The following is a 17,189-nucleotide window of genomic DNA, read 5'->3' on the forward strand; positions in this document are numbered from 1 at the left end:
CGCCCACGGAATGGGTGGAACCCCTGTAATTGATTGTCCCGATGTGGTCGGGCGCGCATATTGTTACCGTTATCAAAACGGGTTGAGGCCATGAGCCGCCAACCGCGGCATCGCGCCCGCCAGGGCCGGTGCTTCCCACCAAAGAGGAGACAACCAGGATGAGACATTTCAGACAGACAACCTTGTCATTGGCGGCAGCCCAGGCCTTGATGGTCTTGGCCATGCCGGCCATGGCTCAGCAGGCGCCTGCCGCCGCGGCGTCGGCGCCGGGCAAGTCGCAGCAACTGGAGACCGTCGTCGTCTCTGGCCAGCGTGCAGCGCTGCAGTCGGCGCAGAAGCTCAAGCAGGAGTCCGACGAGATCGTCGACTCCATCGTGGCTGACGACATCGGCAAGCTGCCGGACCGTTCGGTCTCCGAGGTGTTGCAGCGCATCGTCGGCGTGACGATGGACCGCGTGCTGTCGCGTGGCGACCCGATGCGGGTGTCCGTGGAGGGCTCGGGCGTCATCATCCGTGGCCTGACCTATGTGTCCTCGCAGCTCAACGGCCGCGAGAGCTTCTCTGCCAACGGGGGGCGCGGCCTGAGTTTCGAGGACGTGCCGCCCGAGCTGATGGCGGGCGTGGACGTCTACAAGAACCCGTCCGCCGAACAGATCGAAGGGGCCATCGGTGGCCTGGTGAACCTGCGCACGGCGCTGCCCTTTGACTACAACGGCTTCAAGGCCAGCCTGAGCGGCTCGCTGACGAAGAACGTGCTGCGTGGCAACCAGAAGCCGACCGTCTCCGGCCTGCTGGCCAACACGTGGAACACGGACCTGGGCAAGATCGGCCTGCTCGTGCATGCCGCGCACTCCGAGAGCTCGACGCGCACGGACGGCATGGTGGTGGACCCGTACTTCCGCGAGGTGGTGCGCTGGAATCGCCCCGAGGACACGAACAACGCCTACTACCGCCCGACTGCCGAGAACCACTGGTTCCCCAAGGCCGTGGGCTGGCAATCGCTCGCGTTCGACCGCACGCGCAAGGGCACCTACGCCGCCGCGCAATGGAAGAAGGACACGCTGCAGGCCGCGGCGACCTTCTTCCGTTCCAAGTACGACTTCTACTGGGATGAAAGCTCCATCGCCAGCCAGGCAGATCCGTACTCGTCGCTGGTGTCGAACGCCAAGTGGGGCAGCAACGGCGCGCTGCTGACGGGCACGCTCACCGACCCGCAGAAGGGCGGCATCCCCTTCAATGCGAACACGCGCTTCTCCACGAGCGGTTCGGACACGAAGGAGTCGACCTTCAACGTGATCTGGACGCCGACGGCGCAGTGGCGCATCGTCAATGACTTCCAGTTCATCGAGTCCGAGACGGGCACGTTCGACTCGACGGTGGCGACCGGCATCAACATGCCCAAGGAAACCCTGGACCTCAGCGGCGACATGCCGCGCCTGGTGCTGGACGCGGCGGACCGGGCCTACCTGGCCGATCCGTCCAAGTACTACTGGGGCTTCACGATGGAGCGCCTGTCGGAGAGCAAGGCCAAGCAGAAGGCGTGGAAGGGCGACGTCAAGTACACCTTTGACCACCCGGTGCTCTATGACGTGCGCTTCGGCCTGCGCCTCACCGACCGCGACGTGACCAACAAGGTGCCGCGTTGGTACAACTGGCAGGCCGTGTCGCAGACGTGGCAATCCGCCGAGTTCGATCAGGGCGCCATCGGCCAGAGCTGGGACTGGCACCCGATCAAGAGCCTGGCGTACCTGAACCGCTTCGGCGGCGAGACGCAGGTCAAGTCGTTCAACAACTTCATGAACGGCAAGAACAACGTCGCGTCGCTGGTGCTGCCGAAGATGGCGGTGGCGGCGAACTACCCCGACTCCTACGCGCTGCTGCACAGCTACTACACCACGCTGTGCGAGGAGTACAAGGCCGAGAAGATCTCCAAGGGCGGCTCGCCTGGCAACAGCTGTGCCCCGGCGTTCACGCCGCCTGTGGCCGGCACGATTTCGCCGCGCGACAACACGCAGCAGGAGACCACCAAGGCGGCCTATGCGCAGCTGCGGTTCGGGTTTGACGAGTGGGGCGTGCCGGTCGACGGCAATGCGGGTCTCCGCGTCGTCAACACCAACTACAAGTCGGCGGGCTACCAGTCGCTGAACTACCAGGCGACCGCCGCCGTGACCGGCACCCTCACGGGCGGCCCGATCCCGGTCTTCACGTCCTACCGCCGGCCGATCGAGGTGGACAACAGCTACACCGATGTGCTGCCCAGCCTCAACCTGCGTTGGAAGTTCAACGACAAGATGCAGCTGCGGTTCGCGTTCGCGAAGGCGCTCGCGCGTCCTGACCTGAGCGCGCTGCAGCCCAACCTGATCCTGGATGCCGGCAGCGCCACCATCCGGACGACGGTGGACGAGACGGTGACGCCGGCTGTGCGTGAGAACGTGGTGACCGACCTCCGCAACCGCGGCCAGGCTTTGGGCAACCCGACCTTGAAGCCGGTCAAGTCCGACCAGTTCGACCTGTCGGCCGAGTGGTACATCGACAAGGCCAGTTCGGTCACGATGGCGGCCTTCAACAAGCAGCTGAAGGACGTGATCGTCAACCAGGTGGGCATCCTCACGGCGGCAGACACCACCGGCAAGGTACACGAGTTCGCCTACTCGACGCAGGTCAACGGTGCCAAGGGTTGGGCGCGTGGCGTGGAGCTGTCAGCGCAGCACTACTTCAACGGCCTGCCGGGCTTGCTGGCCGGTTTGGGTGTGCAGGCCAATGTGACCTACGTGGACAGCAAGCAAAAGCGCTACAACGCCGTCGGCAACGAGTGGTGCAGCAGCGCCAGCGATGGCCGCAACCTGAACCTGTTCGTCAACGGTTGCGACACCAACGGCCAGTCCTACGGTGACCATCCGCTGCCCAACCTGTCGCGCAAGGCGTTCAACGTGGCGGTGCTGTACGACCACGGCCCGATCTCGGCGCGTGTGGCTTACGCCTGGCGTGGCAAGTACATGAACGGCGTGGCCTTCCCGGACAACACCGGCCCGAACCAGACCAACGGCCTGGATGGCAATCCGAACAGCAAGCAGTACGGCCGCAACAACATGCCGCTGGGTTTGCCGATCTGGACGGATGCCTTTGGCCAGCTGGACCTGGGCGTGCAGTACCGGCTCAGCGACAACGTGACGCTGGCGTTCGAGGGCCAGAACCTGACGGATGCGGTCTACAAGCAGTTGATGCAACAGCACATCGGCTTCACGGGTCGTTCCTGGTTCGCCTCCGGCCCGCGTTACACCGTGTCGGCACGCGTCAACTTCTGACCGACGCCGGGTTTGTCCCGGCTCTCGGAGAGCCCGGCACGGCGGTGCCGGGCCTTTTTTTTGGGGTACTGTTTCAGCGACAACAAGAGGGTGCGCCCATGGAGAAACAACGCATGCCTGAGGCCGGCCCGCTGCGCCGCGTCGTCATCGTCGGGGGGGGCACGGCGGGCTGGATGACGGCCGCGCCGCTGGCCCAGTTGCTTGGCGGCCGTGACCACGCGGCCTGCTGCGAGATCGTGCTCGTCGAGTCGCCGGAGATCGGCACCGTCGGCGTGGGCGAGGCCACGCTGCCCACCATCCGCTACTACAACAACTCGCTGCAACTCGACCACGCGGAGTTCATCCGCGAAACCCAGGCCAGCTTCAAGCTGGGCATCGAGTTCAAGGACTGGGGCCACCTCGGCAACCGCTTCTTTCACGGCTTTGGCGAGTTCGGCCCGGCCATCCAGAACCGCTCATCCATCATGCACTGGCTGCGCCTGCATGGCCTGGGCGGCATGGCCAGCCACGAGCAGTGGTCCACCGCCACCGTCATGGCCATGCGCAACCGCTTCGTGCCGCCGGAGGGTGGCGAGGTGGCCTCCGCGGCCAATGCCTATGCCTATGCCTTCCACTTCGACGCCGGCCTGTACGCCGCCTACCTGCGCAACTACGCAGTCGCCCGGGGCGTGCAGCGCGAGGAGGGCACCATCGTCGACGTGTCCGTGCGCCCCGGCGACGGCTTCGTCACCGCCGTCACGCTGGCCGACGGCCGGCGCATCGAAGGCGACCTGTTCATCGACTGCTCAGGCTTCCGCGGCCTGCTGATCGAGGGCGTGTGCCAGGCCGGTTACCACGACTGGACGCACTGGCTGCCCTGCGACAGCGCCCAGGCCGTGCCCTGCGCCCGCGTCGAGCCGCTCACGCCCTACACCACGTCGACCGCGCGCAGCGCCGGCTGGCAATGGCGCATCCCGCTGCAGCACCGCACGGGCAACGGCCATGTCTACTGCAGCGGATACATCAGCGACGACCAGGCCGGCCGCGTGCTGATGCACAGCCTCGACGGCGCGCCGCAGGGCGAGCCGCGCCAGTTGCGCTTCAAGACCGGCATGCGCAAGAAGATCTGGGACCGCAACGTCGTTGCCATCGGCCTGGCCTCGGGCTTCCTGGAGCCGCTGGAGTCCACCAGCATCCAGCTCATCATGGACGGCGTGGGCCGCCTCATCGAGCTGTGGCCCGACCGCCGCTGCGACACGCACCTCGCCGACGAATACAACCGCCGCATGGCGCAGCAGTACGCGTCCATCCGCGACTTCATCGTGCTGCACTACAAGCTCACGCGCCGCGACGACAGCGAGTTCTGGCGCTATTGCCGTGACATGCCCATCCCTGACACGCTGGCTCACCAGATCGAGCTGTTTCGCCGCAGCGGCCGCGTCGCCATCCTTGACCCCGACAGCTTCGCCGAGCCGTCGTGGATGTCGCTGTTCCTGGGCCTGGGCCTGTGGCCCGAGCGGCTGGACCCGCTGCTCGCGCAGATCGACGAACAGGCGCTGCGCCAGCACTTTGAACGGCTGCGCCAAGCCATCTCCCAGACCGTGGACGCCATGCCGGACCACGGCGCCTTCATCCACCACCACGTGCGGGCCCAGCCCGTGAAGGCGGCCGCATGACGCCCGAACTGCAGGATCAGCGCATCCGCCGCATCGTCATCGTCGGCGGCGGCTCCGCCGGCTGGATGTGCGCCGCGCCGCTCGCCCAAGTGTTCGGCTCGCCGCCCGGCGGCCCTGCCAACCCGGTGGGCTGCGAGATCGTGCTGGTCGAGTCTGCCGACATCGGCACAGTCGGCGTCGGCGAGGCCACGCTGCCCAGCATCCGCGCCTACAACGACGCGCTGGGCCTGGACAACGCCGACTTCATGCGCAAGACGCAGGCCAGCTTCAAGCTCGGCATTGAGTTCAAGGACTGGGGCCACATCGGCAACCGCTTCTTCCACGGCTTCGGCGGCTTCGGCCCGGCCATCGTCAACCGCTCGTCGGTGGCGCACTGGCTGCGGCTGGCGCGCGAGGGCGGCATGGCCAGCCACGAGGAATGGTCCGTCGCCACCGCCATGGCGCGGCGTAATCGCTTCGCGCTGCCGGAGGCCGGCCCGCCGTCCGCCGCCAACGCGTACTCCTACGCCTTCCACTTCGACGCCGGCTTGTACGCCGCCTATCTGCGCGACTACGCGGTGGCGCGCGGCGTGCAGCGCGAGGAGGGCACCATCGTCGACGTGTCCGTGCGCCCTGGCGACGGCTTCGTCACCGCCGTCACGCTGGCCGACGGCCGCCGCATCGCGGGCGACCTGTTCATCGACTGCTCGGGTTTCCGCGGCCTGCTCATCGAAGGCGTGTGCCGCGCTGGCTATCACGACTGGACCCACTGGCTGCCCTGCGACAGCGCGCAGGCAGTACCTCGTGACAAGGTTCAGCCGCTCACGCCCTACACCACGTCCACCGCCCACTCAGCCGGCTGGCAGTGGCGCATCCCGCTGCAGCACCGCACCGGCAACGGCCATGTCTACAGCAGCGCCCACATCAGCGACGAGGACGCGAGCCGCGTGCTGATGAGCCACCTGGACGGCGCGCCCCAGGGCGAGCCGCGCCAGCTGCGCTTCAAGACCGGCCTGCGCCGCAAGGTCTGGGACCGCAATGTCGTCGCCGTGGGCCTGTCGTCGGGCTTCCTGGAGCCGCTGGAGTCCACCAGCCTGTCGCTGGTCATCCACGGCATCAGTGCGCTGGTGGAGCTGTTCCCCGACCGCCATTGCGAGCGCCACCTGGTGGACGAGTACAACCGCCGCATGACGCGGCAGTACGAGTCCATCCGCGACTTCATCATCCTGCACTACAAGCTCACCACCCGGGACGACAGCGCGTTCTGGCGCTACTGCCGCGGCATGCCCATCCCGGACACGCTGGCCCACCAGATCGACAGCTTCCGCCGCAACGGCCGCGTCGTCATCCTCGACCGCGACAGCTTCGGCGAGGACTCCTGGTACTCGCTTTACCTTGGCCTCGGCGTGCGGCCTGAGGGGTTGGACCCGCTGCTGCAGCAGGTGGACGCGGTGCCACTGCGGGAGCATTTCCAGCGGCTGCATGCAGCCATCGCGCGGACGGTGGAGGGCATGCCGGACCATGCGACGTACCTTGAGCGCTTGATGGCGACTCGGGGCGTTTGAAGATCGGTTCGTCGCTGCGAGGCCTACCGGCTGATGTTGGCCTTACAGCGTGGATTCTTTTCGTGACGGTGGCTGTCGACCCATAGCGGCATTTGGCTGCGGCTGTGTCGAAGCCCCGAAGCGGCCGTTCAACGTTTGACATGAGGCGCAGCCGCCGGTTTGCCGGTGGCTGTCGCCTCGGTGGAAGGGTTAGGCGCTATCTCCGCAGAGGTAGTGAAGGATGTACCCGGAGTAGACCAGCGCACCAGCCACGACTTCAGCTTTGAAGCAGGCTTCAAGCTCTTTCTCGGACTGGAACCCGTACTGGCCAAGTTTCCCTTCGGCAAAGCCGGAAAGACGCCAGACATCGAACCCGTCGATCTGACCGTTTTCTCCGAAGTCGAAGTCCACCGTACCGCTCTTGAGATGGACCGCGCAACCATAGCCATGCTTGAAGTACTTCACTCCGCCGGGCAACACGCCAGTCTGAGGTATTCCGTTGCACGCCCATTCCGTGTTGCTATTGGGCCGACCAATGCCGCCCTGCTCCAGAAGCCCCACAGCGAAGGACACCGAAGCGGTGTAGTCGTCAATGAGGATGGCGAGCCGCTTGTCCATGGAGCGTAACGTGTCGTATGCGGATCGTTAGGGATTTCTGCCCATCATTTGAGCATGTGACCTGAGCCGTCCGTCGGCAGTCTTCACTCCGCGAAAGCCGTCGCTGGCCAGTACCTGTTCCTGGCCGACAACAACCACCCGGCTCACGCGCAATCCCACCCCAGCCTCACCACCCCGCAGTGCCGGCACACGAACTTGTAGAACGCGTTGTCGCCGGCCGGCTCGTAGTCGCGCGTGGCGGCGGCCCATTGCTTGGCGGTCTTGCCGTAGCGCTGCATCCAGTCGGCCTTCACGGCGTCGCTGGCGTCCTCCACATCGTCTTCCGACGCATCGCCGTGGAACTCGCAGGCGTCGTTGCAGTGCGCCAGCCACTCCTCCTGCTGCCAGCAGGAGTAGCCCGGCGTGCGCAGGCTCACCTCGTCGATGACGTCGGCCGCCACGCCGGCCTGTTGCAGCGGCGCGGGGTCGGAGAAGCTGGCGCCCAGCTTCGCGGCGGCCGAGCCGTCGGCGATGCACCAGGGGCACAGCTTCTCGTCCAGTTCGGTCGTCGCGTACACGGGCTGCACGTAGACGAAGCCGCGCGGCTCGCCGCAGCAGGCGCAGGTGATGGGGCGGGGCTCGATGGCGCCGGTGGCCAGCGGGTCGGGGTGGTAGCGGAAGGTGGGCAGGTCCATGCCGTCACGCTACCAGAGCCCGGCGGCGGCGCTCAGCGCCCGGCGCGCTCCCGCAGGAAATCGGCATACGCCAGTGCGCTGCGCTTGAGCGTGCGCTGCTGGGTTTCGAAATCCACATGCACAAGGCCGAAGCGGCGTTCGTAGCCGAAGGCCCATTCGAAGTTGTCCATTAGCGACCAGATGAAGTAGCCGCGCACGTCCACACCGTTGGCCATCGCCCGCGAGCAGGCCGCGAAGTGGCGCTTGATGTAGGACTGGCGTTGCAGGTCGTCCACCTCACCGCGGGCGTTCACCTCGTCGTGGCTGGACATGCCGTTCTCGGTCACGTACAGCGGTGGCAGGTTGGGGTAGTCGCGCTTGAAGGCCTCGAACAGGTCCTGCATGCCTTGCGGGTAGACCTCCCAGTCCATCGTCGTGCGCTCGACGCCGTCGTGCCGCACCCAGTCAATCGTGTCCGCGCCCTTGGAGCGCAGCACGGCGCGGCTGTAGAAGTTGATACCGAGGTAGTCGATGGGGCGGCGGATGATGTCCATGTCGCCGTCCAGCACCAGCGGCTCGCAGCCTTTCCACAGCCGCCACAGGTCGGCGGGGTACTCGCCCTTGAGCAGCGGGTCCAGCACCCAGCGGTTCTGGAAGGTCTCGAACAGCGAGGCGGCGTCGCGGTCCTCGGCGGTGTCGCTGTCGGCATAGCCCGGCGCGCAGTTGGCGACGATGCCGTGCAGCGCCTGCGGCGCGTTGGCGCGCAGGATGGGCAGCGCCAGGCCGTGGCCCAGCAGCAGGTGGTGCATGGCCTGCGCGGCCCAGCGGTGGCTCTTCAGGCCCGGCGCATGGTGGCCGTCGCCGTAGCCCAGGTAGGCCGAGCACCAGGGCTCGTTGTGCGTGGTCCACGCGGCCACGTCGCCATGGCCGGCGAGCTCGCGGCTCATCAGGTCGGCGTAGTCGGCGAAGCGGTAGGCGGTCTCGCGGTTCAGCCAGCCACCCTTGTCTTCGAGGTGCTGCGGCAGGTCCCAGTGGTACAGCGTGACGAAGGCGCGGATGCCGCGCTCGCCCAGGCCGTCCAGCAGGCGCTTGTAGAAATCGATGCCGCGTGCATTGGGCCGGCCGGCTTCGTCCATCACGCGCGGCCAGGCGATGGAGAAGCGGTAGGCGTCCACGCCCAGGCGCTGCAGGATGTCCAGGTCTTCGCCGAGGCGGTGGTAGTGGTCGCAGGCGATGTCGCCGTTCTCGCCGCGCAGCACCTTGCCGGGCGTCGCGCAGAAGCGGTCCCAGATGGACTCGAGCCGGCCGTCCGCGTGGGCGGCGCCTTCGATCTGGTACGAGGAGGTGCCGCAGCCGAACACGAAGTCGCGGCGGCGCATGGGCGAGTCGGCCGGCGGGGCGATGAGGTCGGCGAGCGAGGCGGGAGGGGTCTGGGCCATGTCGAAGCGGTGGGCAGGGTCAAGGGAAGGGCGGCAGCGCCAGCAGGGCGTCACGCCATGGGGACAGGGCTTGCGGGTGGGCCGGCAGAGGCCCTCGCACGCCACAGATGAAGGCCGCATAGCGGTTGGCCAGCGACAGCGTCGCGGCCAGGTCGCGACGCAGCGCCAGGCCGGCCAGCAGCAGGGCCGTGAAGGCATCGCCCGCGCCGACGGTGTCCACCAGCGCCGGCTGGGGTTCACCCGGGCCGTGCGCCAGCACCGTGCCGCCCGGGCCGTAGAAGCGCCAGCCGTCGGCGCCCAGCGTCAGCACCACGCGCTGCAGCGCGAAGCGGTCCATCAGCGCCGCCACCTGGCGGGCTTCCTGGCCTGCGGTCGGGGTCGCGGTCGCGCTTGCGGTCGGGGTGTTCGGCAGGTCGAACCATGCAGCCAGCCGGGCGAGTTCGTCGTCGTTGACCTTGAGCCAGTCGGCCAGCATCAGCGACTCGGCGGCGAGCAGCGCATCGTCGGTGCCGGGGCGCAGGTTGAGGTCCAGCAGGCGCAGGCCGGTGAAGGGCTTGACCAGCGCGCGCAGCGCGGCGCGCGAGGCCGGGTGGCGCTGCGCGAGGCTGCCGAAGTACAGCAGGTCAGCCGGTGTGCCAGCCAGCGCAGCGCGGGCGGCGGGCAGATCCAAGTGGTCCCAGGCGGCGTCGGCGTGGATCTCGAAGCGGTGGCCGCCGCCGGGGTGTTCGTGCACGCTGACGCGGCCGGTGGCGTGCGCGGCATCGCGCTGCAGGCCGGCGAGGCTCAGGCCGTAGCGCGTGGCGTTGTCCTGCACCTGCCGGCCGTTGTCATCGGCGGCGCCGATGCGGCTGATGAACAGCACGTCGGCGCCCAGCGCCGCCAGCGAGCGCGCCACGTTGAAGGGCGCGCCGCCGGCCACCGGGCCGTCATGGAATTCGTCCACCAGGGCTTCGCCCAGGACGGCAAGGGAGCGGGAAGGCATGCGCAAAAGGTGCGGAAATGAAATTTCTGCCGCAACAATAAATGTTTAGTGAACAATCGGCAACGGGGTGATCCCGTGCGGCCGTGGTGCCAGGCCGCGTCAGCGAGGAACACCCGGGTTACAGGCGGCTCTGCGGAGGCGCGGTGCCACAATCGCGACGGGTTCAAGGCACTAAACAACAGCGGGAGTTCGCGGCATGGCCGACAAACGAGGGGTGACGATTCGCGAGCTTGCGCAGGCCGCCGGGGTGTCCATCGGCACCGTGTCGCGCGCGCTCAAGGGTCAGCCGGGCCTGTCGGAGCAGACGCGTTCCCAGGTGCTGGAGGTGGCCGGGCAACTGGGCTACGACACCGCCAAGCTGCGCACCGGCAAGCCGCGGCGCATGCTGTTCCTGTACAGCCGCAGCATCGGCTCGTTGGCCACCAACCCTTTCTATTCCTACGTGCTGCATGGCGCCGAGACGGCGTGCCGCGAGGCCGGCGTGCCGCTGAGCATCATGTCGGTGCTGGCCGGCGAGGACATCGCCGGCCTGGTGCGTCGGCACGAGGCGGACGCGCTGCTCGTGGCTGGCTACATCGAGTCGGAGGCGATGGAGGCGGTGCGGCGCTGCGAGTTGCCGCTGGTGCTGGTGGACCACTTCTACCCCGGCGTGCGCTGCGTCAACGACGACAACCTGCGCGGCGGCTGGCTGGCCACGCAGCACCTGCTGGACGGGCAGGCTCAGCGCATCGCGGCCATCTTCGGCCCCATGGTGCATTACTCGGTGTCGCTGCGGGCCAAGGGCTTCCGGCGTGCGCTGTTCGAGGCCGGGCGCCTGTTCGACCCCGACTACGAGGTGGTGCTGGACCCGTCGCTGGAGTACCGCGACGCCGGCCGCGACGCGATGCGCCGCCTGCTGGAGTTGCCCAACCCGCCGGACGCGGTGTTTGCCTACAACGACTCCACGGCCATGACGGCCATCGAGTACTGCCGGGAGCGCGGCCTGCGCGTGCCTGAGGACATCCGCTTCGTCGGCTATGACGACATCGAGGCCGCCGCCCACTGCAAGCCGCCGCTGACCACGGTCAAGATGGATAAGGAAGCGCTGGGCCATGTGGCCGCGCGCGCGCTGATCGAGGGCGACGTGGCGCCCAACGAGGCCTCGCTGCCGGTGGAGCTGGTGGTGCGCGACAGCTCGGTGCCTGCCACGCCCGCCGTGGCGCGCAAGCCCCGGCGCCAGGCAGCCGCAGCGACGTCCTGAGCGCCGGCCCCGGCCAGCGCCCAGGCCGCCGCGGGCTGCGTGGCCTCAGGTCTTTCCCGCGTTCTATTGGTTTGGTGATCTAACGAAAATCTCCTTGTTTACTAAAACGCGCTGTCCAGGTGCCATGACGCCGACGGCCAAGGAGACTTCGACATGCTTGCCAACAGCGACGGCGCCACGGCGCCCCTGATGCCGCAACGCCCGGGCGCTGCTCGAACGGCTGTGGCGTCGCCCTCGCCAGCCCCGGCCGATGCCGCCGACGACCGCGTGCCGATGGCGCAGAAGGTCGGTTTCGGGCTGGGCTCCTTCCACGACATGTGGGGCCACTGGCTCTACCAGTCGCTGGTGTTCCATGTGTTCAACATCGGCCTGGGCGTGGCGCCGCAGCTGATTTCGATGGCCATGGGCATCAAGATCTTTGCGGACGCGGTGTCGGACGCGCTGTTCGGCTGGATCTCCGACAACACCCGCAGCCGCTGGGGGCGGCGGCGCCCCTTCATCCTCGTCGGCGGCATCCTGACGGGCATCGGCCTGCCGCTGCTGTTCGCGGTCGGGCGGGGCTGGAGCGACACCGAGTACTTCATCTTCCTGCTCGTCTCGACCTGCCTGTACGCGCCGGTGATGAGCTGCTTCGCGATGCCCTGGAACAGCCTGGGCGCCGAACTGACGCCGGGCTACCACGAGCGCACGCGCGTGATGTCCATCAAGAACGCGATCCAGAAGATTCCCGAGCTGGGCATGTTCGTCGCCGCGCAGTTCACAACGCTCTGGTTCTTCCACGATGCGTCCGGCAAGCCCGACATCCTGCTGGGGGCCCAGGTCTACACCAGCATCCTGGGCGGCATCCTGGTGGTGCTGGCCATCGCCATCTTTTCGCTGACGCGCGAGCGCTACTACGAGAGCTTCGTCGCGCAGAGCCGCCAGCGCGTGCCCTTCAAGGACACGCTCTACCGCACGCTGAAGAACAAGCCCTTCCGCCTGATGCTGGGCACCATGCTGACCTACAACATGGCCACGGCCATGGTGGGCCTGCTCGGCTACTACGCGACCGTCTACTACGTCTGCGGCGGCAATGTCGTGGAGGCCACCAAGTGGAACTCGCTGATGGGCGTGGCCGGCCTCGTCAGCGGCCTGGCCGGCATCGCCTTCGCGGGCTGGGTGGCCAGGCGCTGGGGTAAGCGCAATGCGCTGATGACCGTGCTGTGGCTGGGCATCGCCGCGTTCATTGGCGACTGGTTCTTCTACAACCCGCAGCTGCCGTGGCTGCAGCTGTTTGCCAGCGGCGGCGTGGCCTTCATCGGCGCGGGCTTCTGGACCATCTACGGCTCGGCCATGGCCGACGTCATCGACCACGACGAGCTCGCCACCGGCCAGCGCCGCGAGGGCTCGTTCGCGGCCTGTGGTTCGTGGATCAGCAAATGCGGCCTGGCCCTGGGCAACAGCGCCTCGGGCTGGGTGCTGGCCTTCACCGGCTTCGACGCCAAGCTGCCCGTCCAGGGCGAGGAGGCCATCTTCCTGATCCGCGTCTGCCTGTCCGGCATTCCCATCGTGGGTTTGCTGATCGCGCTGGTCGTCGTGTCGCGCTACTTCCTGACCGAGCAGCGCATGCACGACATCCGCGCCGCGCTGGAAGCCCGCCGCGGCACCGTCTAACCCGAAAGGAGTTCTCCGTGATCTTTTCCTGGCTGCGCCCAACGTTGCTGGCCCTGCTGACCTGTACTGCCGCCTCGGCCGCGCAGGCGCAGATCGGCCACGAAACCCTCAAGCTCGACGCCCCCAAGCCCATGCTCGCACCCACGCCGCCCATGGGCTGGAATTCGTGGAACAAGTTCAAGTGCGACGTCAGCGAGAAGCTGATCCGCGAACAGGCCGACGCCATGGTGGCCTCCGGCATGAAGGCCGCCGGCTACCAGTACATCGTCATCGACGACTGCTGGCAGAAGAGCCGCGACGCCGACGGCAACATCCAGCCCGACCCCGAGCGCTTCCCCAGCGGCATGAAGGCGCTGGCCGACTACGTGCACAGCAAGGGCCTGAAGTTCGGCCTCTACTCCGATGCCGGCGCGCTGACCTGCGGCGGCCGCCCGGGCAGCGCCGGCCATGAGTTCCAGGACGCACGCCAGTACGCCAAGTGGGGGGTGGACTACCTCAAGTACGACTGGTGCTACACCGGCCCGCGCAACCCTGAAGCGGCCTACACCATCATGGCCAAGGCGCTGCGCGAGTCTGGCCGCGACATCGTGCTGTCCATCTGCGAGTGGGGCAACAGCCGCCCCGGCCGCTGGGCCGCGCCGGTGGGCCACCTGTGGCGCACCACGGGCGACATCTGGGATGCCTGGAAGGGCAAGAAGGAGTGGTCGCACGGCATGCTGGACATCCTCGACATGAACGCCGACCTGTGGAGCGAGGCCGGCCCCAACGGCTGGAACGACCCCGACATGCTGGAGGTCGGCAACGGTGGCATGACGCACACCGAGTACGTCAGCCACTTCTCGCTGTGGGCCATGCTGGCCGCGCCGCTGATCGCGGGCAACGACCTGTCGAAGATGGACGAGCCCACGCGCCGCATCCTGACCAACGCCGAGGTCATCCGTGTCGACCAGGACCCGCTGGGCCGCCAGGGCCGGCGCATCTGGCGCCAGGGCGACCTGGAGATCTGGGTGCGCCCGCTGGCCGGCGGCGACCGTGCCGCTGTGCTGTTCAACCGCGGCGACAAGCCGGCCGACATGGCCGTGACCTGGGATCAGCTCGACCTGCCGGCGCGGCTCAAGGCCGACGTGCTGGATCTGTGGTCGGGCAAGAAGACCCCGGCCGTCGCCGGGCGCCATGGCGGCACGGTGGCGCCGCATGGCGTGCTGATGTTCCGCATCTCGCCCGTGACCCACTGACGCCCTCGGGCCGAGCGCCGGGCCTGTTCAATAGCCCAAGGTGAAGCGCTCGCGGCGGTGCTGCGGCGCTTCCAGCTCGTTGACGATGGCCACGGCCAGGTCGGCCACGCTGATGCGGTTCACGCCCTGGCCGTCGAACACCGGCGCTTCAGTGCCCAGGCGGAACTGGCCCGTGCGCGCGCCCGGCTGCAGTTCGATGGCGGGGGACACGAAGCTCCAATCCAGCGTGCTGGTGTCGGCGCGCAGGCGGGTCAGGGCTTCGCGTGCGGCCAGCGCGCCGGCCTTCCACTCGGCCGGGAAGTCGGGCGAATCCACCAGTTGCTGGCCCGGCGCGATGTAGAGGCTGCCAGCGCCGCCGACCACGATCAGGCGCACGCCGGCCGTGCGGGCCGCCGCCGCGATCGCATCGCTGCCGCGCAGGAAGTCGTCATGCAGCTGCGGGTTGGCCCAGCCGGCGTTGAAGGCGCTCACCACTGCGTCCACGCCGGCCAGCTCGGCCGCCAGGTCGCCGCCGGCCAGCACGTCCACCGAGCGCACGGTGAGCGCCGGGCGCGTCGCCAGCTTGGCCGCGTCGCGCTGCAGCGCGCGCACGGCGTGGCCGCGGCTCAGCAGTTCTTCCAGCACGGCCTGGCCGACAAAGCCGGTGGCGCCGATCAGGGCGATGTTCATGGGGTTCTCCAGTCGAGGGGTTGCGATGGCGATCATTGTTTCGGCTTCACAATGCGTCGATAAGCCGGCCTCGAATGCCTGCACTGTTTAGAAGAACTTCATGCTCGACCAGCTCAAGCGCATGGCGGTGTTCGCCAGCGTCATCCGCCACGGCAGCTTCGCCGCAGCCGCGCGCCAGTTGCGCACCAGCACCTCGGCCGTCAGCCAGCAGGTGCGGGCGCTGGAGTCCGACATGGGTGTCACGCTGCTGCACCGCTCCACCCGCAAGCTCAGCCTCACGCCGGCCGGCGCGCGCTTCCACACCGGCTGCGCGGCCATGGTGGCAGCGGCCGAGGCCGCCCAGGCCCAGTTGCAGCAGCTGCGCGACGCGCCCGAGGGCGAGCTGCGCATCGCCATGACCGTGGGCTACGCCCGCCGGCTGGGCCCGGCGCTGGCGCCGCTGCTGGCCGCCCACCCCGGGCTGACGCTGCACCTGCAGGTGGAGGACGGCTTCACCGACCTCGTGGCCCATCGCATCGATCTGGCCATCCGCTTCGGCCGCCTGCCCGACAGCGCCTGGGTGGCGCAGCGCGTGGGCACGGTGCACACCGCGCTCTATGCGGCGCCGGCCTACCTGGCCCGGCATGGTGTGCCGACCACGGCAGAGGCGCTGCGCCAGGCCCAGTGGCTGATGCTGGGCGACAGCCCCGATGCCGAACGCCCCCTGCTGGGCAGCGATCTGCGCGTGGCGCCGCGCTGCACCAGCAACAACCAGCTCACGCTGCAGCAGCTGTGCGAGGCCGGCCTGGGCCTGGCGCCGCTGGGCGACGAGGACGTCGCCGAGGCCGTGGCCGCCGGCCGCCTGCTGCGGCTGGACACCACGCTGGCGCTGCCCGAGCTGCCGGTCTGGGCGCTGACCCCGCAACGGGACGCCCAGCCGGCCAAGGTGCGCCACGCCATCGCGGCCCTCAAGGCCCACCTGGAGTCGCTGCGATGAAGGGCACGCTGACGCAGTGGGACGACGCCAAGGGCTACGGCTTCATCACGCCGGACGGTGGCGGGCCCCGCTGCTTCGTCCACGCCAAGGCCTTCGGGCTGCGGCCGCACCGGCCCTTCGTCGGCGAGCGGCTGCGCTACACCGAAGGGCAGGACGCCCAGGGCAAGCGGCGCGCGGTCGACGTGCAAGGCCTGGCCCCGCGCAGCGCGCCCGCCGCGCCGCGCCCGCGCGACGGCGGCCACGTTCTGCTGCTCATCCCGGCCTTCGCCGCCGCCGTGCTGGCCGTGCGCCTGGTGTGGGGCGTGCCCAACTGGCTGTGGGGCTTCTACTCGGCCATGAGCATGGCCACCTTCATCACCTACTGGCTGGACAAGCGCGCCGCCCAGCGCGGCGACTGGCGTGTGCCCGAGAACACACTGCATGCACTGGCCCTGGCCTGTGGCTGGCCCGGCGCCTTGCTGGCGCAGCGGCTGCTGCGGCACAAGAGCGCCAAGCGGCCGTTCCTGCGTGTGTACTGGGCGATGGTGGTGCTCAACATCGCCGCGTTCGCGGCGCTGTTCACGCCGCTGTTCAAAAGTTGAGTTCGCCCAAGCCTTCGATCACCAGCGTGCCGCGCGCCTCGGTGGCCGCGTGCAGGCCGCCCCAGGCGCCGGTGGTCACGACCGTGCCCGGTGCGATGTCGCCGTGGCGGCTGGCGTGGCGGTGCCAGGCGGGCAGCACGCCGGCCGGGTTGGCCAGCGAATGCCCGCCCCGGCGCACGATCTCCGGCTGGCCGGGCAGGCACAGGCGCCAGCTGAGCGCGGCCCAGTCCAGCGCCCGGTAGGGCTGCCAGTCGCCCAGCAGCAGGCCGGCATTGCTCTGGAAGTCGGCCATGCGCAGCAGCGCCGGGGCGTCCATGCCCTCGGCCCAGCGCGAGGCCACCAGCTCCACGGCGATGCACATGGCCTCGGGCTGGCCGTCGGCGCCGAGGCGCAGCGCCACCTCGGCCTCCACGCCCAGCAAAGCGCGGCTGTCGACCTGCGGGTTGACCGGCGAGTGGCTGAACGGCCCCTGCGGCCCGGCGCCGCCGGACTTCCAGCGCGTGGCCGGCCAGCCCAGCGCACGGGCCACGCCGTCCTGCACGGCGTAGGCATCGGCCTCGTCGCGTACGGCGCCCACCCAGTCGGCGGCGTGCAGGTGGCTGCCGTCGCGGTGGCAGCGGGCGAGGGCCTGGGTCAGTGCTTCAATCATGTGGGTGAGTG

General features: G+C 68.7%; 14 protein-coding genes. 8 read left to right on the plus strand and 6 right to left on the minus strand.

What is annotated here, in order from left to right; genetic code table 11:
• Positions 1-221: 221 nt before the first annotated feature.
• The 3 genes from NYO99_RS20260 to NYO99_RS20270 all read left to right on the plus strand — a co-directional run bounded on the left by NYO99_RS20260 (position 222) and on the right by NYO99_RS20270 (position 6,504).
• The gene (locus NYO99_RS20260; RefSeq protein ID WP_268169113.1) at positions 222-3,305 is read left to right on the plus strand and encodes a TonB-dependent receptor; all 3,084 of its coding nucleotides are present in this window, start codon (positions 222-224) and stop codon (positions 3,303-3,305) included.
• A gap of 98 nt (positions 3,306-3,403) precedes the next feature.
• On the plus strand, positions 3,404-4,960 hold the full coding sequence (locus NYO99_RS20265) for a tryptophan halogenase family protein (RefSeq protein ID WP_268169114.1): 1,557 nt from the start codon (positions 3,404-3,406) through the stop codon (positions 4,958-4,960).
• A complete protein-coding gene (locus NYO99_RS20270; protein WP_268169115.1) occupies positions 4,957-6,504 on the plus strand; it encodes a tryptophan halogenase family protein in 1,548 nt (515 codons plus the stop codon). Before NYO99_RS20265 ends, NYO99_RS20270 begins: the two co-directional genes overlap by 4 nt.
• Positions 6,505-6,693: 189 nt before the next feature.
• Here NYO99_RS20270 and NYO99_RS20275 read toward each other — a convergent pair whose 3' ends face one another.
• The 4 genes from NYO99_RS20275 to NYO99_RS20290 all read right to left on the minus strand — a co-directional run bounded on the left by NYO99_RS20275 (position 6,694) and on the right by NYO99_RS20290 (position 10,175).
• The gene (locus NYO99_RS20275; RefSeq protein WP_268169116.1) at positions 6,694-7,101 is read right to left on the minus strand and encodes a DUF6896 domain-containing protein; all 408 of its coding nucleotides are present in this window, start codon (positions 7,099-7,101) and stop codon (positions 6,694-6,696) included.
• A 143-nt stretch (positions 7,102-7,244) separates the two neighbouring features.
• Complete coding sequence (locus tag NYO99_RS20280; protein ID WP_268169117.1) at positions 7,245-7,775, minus strand: CbrC family protein; 531 nt, start codon at positions 7,773-7,775, stop codon at positions 7,245-7,247.
• A gap of 32 nt (positions 7,776-7,807) precedes the next feature.
• A complete protein-coding gene (locus tag NYO99_RS20285) occupies positions 7,808-9,193 on the minus strand; it encodes a GH1 family beta-glucosidase (protein WP_268169118.1) in 1,386 nt (461 codons plus the stop codon).
• Positions 9,194-9,212: 19 nt separating this feature from the next.
• Positions 9,213-10,175: a PfkB family carbohydrate kinase gene (locus tag NYO99_RS20290; protein WP_268169119.1), complete on the minus strand. Its 963-nt coding sequence runs from the start codon at positions 10,173-10,175 to the stop codon at positions 9,213-9,215.
• A 196-nt stretch (positions 10,176-10,371) separates the two neighbouring features.
• Between NYO99_RS20290 and NYO99_RS20295 the strand changes: the two genes are divergently transcribed.
• From NYO99_RS20295 to NYO99_RS20305, 3 genes are all read left to right on the plus strand, one after another.
• Positions 10,372-11,415, plus strand: a complete 1,044-nt coding sequence (locus NYO99_RS20295; RefSeq protein ID WP_268169120.1) for a LacI family DNA-binding transcriptional regulator — start codon at positions 10,372-10,374, stop codon at positions 11,413-11,415.
• 153 nt (positions 11,416-11,568) lie between these two features.
• On the plus strand, positions 11,569-13,068 hold the full coding sequence (locus NYO99_RS20300; RefSeq protein ID WP_268169121.1) for an MFS transporter: 1,500 nt from the start codon (positions 11,569-11,571) through the stop codon (positions 13,066-13,068).
• A 17-nt stretch (positions 13,069-13,085) separates the two neighbouring features.
• On the plus strand, positions 13,086-14,303 hold the full coding sequence (locus NYO99_RS20305) for a glycoside hydrolase family 27 protein (RefSeq protein ID WP_268169122.1): 1,218 nt from the start codon (positions 13,086-13,088) through the stop codon (positions 14,301-14,303).
• Between the two features lie 27 nt (positions 14,304-14,330).
• Here the strand turns inward: NYO99_RS20305 and NYO99_RS20310 are convergent, their stop codons facing one another.
• Entirely contained in the window at positions 14,331-14,972 is a 642-nt protein-coding gene (locus NYO99_RS20310) for an NAD(P)-dependent oxidoreductase (RefSeq protein ID WP_268169123.1), read from the minus strand.
• Between the two features lie 100 nt (positions 14,973-15,072).
• On the opposite strand from NYO99_RS20310, the gene NYO99_RS20315 reads away from it, so the two are divergent.
• Both NYO99_RS20315 and NYO99_RS20320 read left to right on the plus strand, forming a co-directional pair.
• A complete protein-coding gene (locus tag NYO99_RS20315; protein WP_268169124.1) occupies positions 15,073-15,948 on the plus strand; it encodes a LysR family transcriptional regulator in 876 nt (291 codons plus the stop codon).
• The gene (locus NYO99_RS20320) at positions 15,945-16,529 is read left to right on the plus strand and encodes a cold shock and DUF1294 domain-containing protein (RefSeq protein ID WP_268169125.1); all 585 of its coding nucleotides are present in this window, start codon (positions 15,945-15,947) and stop codon (positions 16,527-16,529) included. Before NYO99_RS20315 ends, NYO99_RS20320 begins: the two co-directional genes overlap by 4 nt.
• Here NYO99_RS20320 and NYO99_RS20325 read toward each other — a convergent pair.
• Positions 16,519-17,178: a 2-keto-4-pentenoate hydratase gene (locus NYO99_RS20325; protein ID WP_268169126.1), complete on the minus strand. Its 660-nt coding sequence runs from the start codon at positions 17,176-17,178 to the stop codon at positions 16,519-16,521. The genes NYO99_RS20320 and NYO99_RS20325 overlap by 11 nt on opposite strands.
• Between the last annotated feature and the right edge of the window lie 11 nt (positions 17,179-17,189).

This window comes from Roseateles hydrophilus (assembly GCF_026712245.1).
GTDB classification, from domain to species: domain Bacteria; phylum Pseudomonadota; class Gammaproteobacteria; order Burkholderiales; family Burkholderiaceae_C; genus Pelomonas; species Pelomonas hydrophilus.

Bases quoted from the DNA above. Each gene is read 5' to 3' on its own strand.
- NYO99_RS20325 (WP_268169126.1), bottom strand. From the start codon at position 17,178: ATGATTGAAGCACTGACCCAGGCCCTCGCCCGCTGCCACCGCGACGGC.
- NYO99_RS20270 (WP_268169115.1), top strand. From the start codon at position 4,957: ATGACGCCCGAACTGCAGGATCAGCGCATCCGCCGCATCGTCATCGTC.
- NYO99_RS20320 (WP_268169125.1), top strand. From the start codon at position 15,945: ATGAAGGGCACGCTGACGCAGTGGGACGACGCCAAGGGCTACGGCTTC.
- NYO99_RS20275 (WP_268169116.1), bottom strand. From the start codon at position 7,101: ATGGACAAGCGGCTCGCCATCCTCATTGACGACTACACCGCTTCGGTG.
- NYO99_RS20280 (WP_268169117.1), bottom strand. From the start codon at position 7,775: ATGGACCTGCCCACCTTCCGCTACCACCCCGACCCGCTGGCCACCGGC.
- NYO99_RS20295 (WP_268169120.1), top strand. From the start codon at position 10,372: ATGGCCGACAAACGAGGGGTGACGATTCGCGAGCTTGCGCAGGCCGCC.
- NYO99_RS20285 (WP_268169118.1), bottom strand. From the start codon at position 9,193: ATGGCCCAGACCCCTCCCGCCTCGCTCGCCGACCTCATCGCCCCGCCG.
- NYO99_RS20290 (WP_268169119.1), bottom strand. From the start codon at position 10,175: ATGCCTTCCCGCTCCCTTGCCGTCCTGGGCGAAGCCCTGGTGGACGAA.
- NYO99_RS20300 (WP_268169121.1), top strand. From the start codon at position 11,569: ATGCTTGCCAACAGCGACGGCGCCACGGCGCCCCTGATGCCGCAACGC.
- NYO99_RS20265 (WP_268169114.1), top strand. From the start codon at position 3,404: ATGGAGAAACAACGCATGCCTGAGGCCGGCCCGCTGCGCCGCGTCGTC.
- NYO99_RS20310 (WP_268169123.1), bottom strand. From the start codon at position 14,972: ATGAACATCGCCCTGATCGGCGCCACCGGCTTTGTCGGCCAGGCCGTG.
- NYO99_RS20315 (WP_268169124.1), top strand. From the start codon at position 15,073: ATGCTCGACCAGCTCAAGCGCATGGCGGTGTTCGCCAGCGTCATCCGC.
- NYO99_RS20260 (WP_268169113.1), top strand. From the start codon at position 222: ATGCCGGCCATGGCTCAGCAGGCGCCTGCCGCCGCGGCGTCGGCGCCG.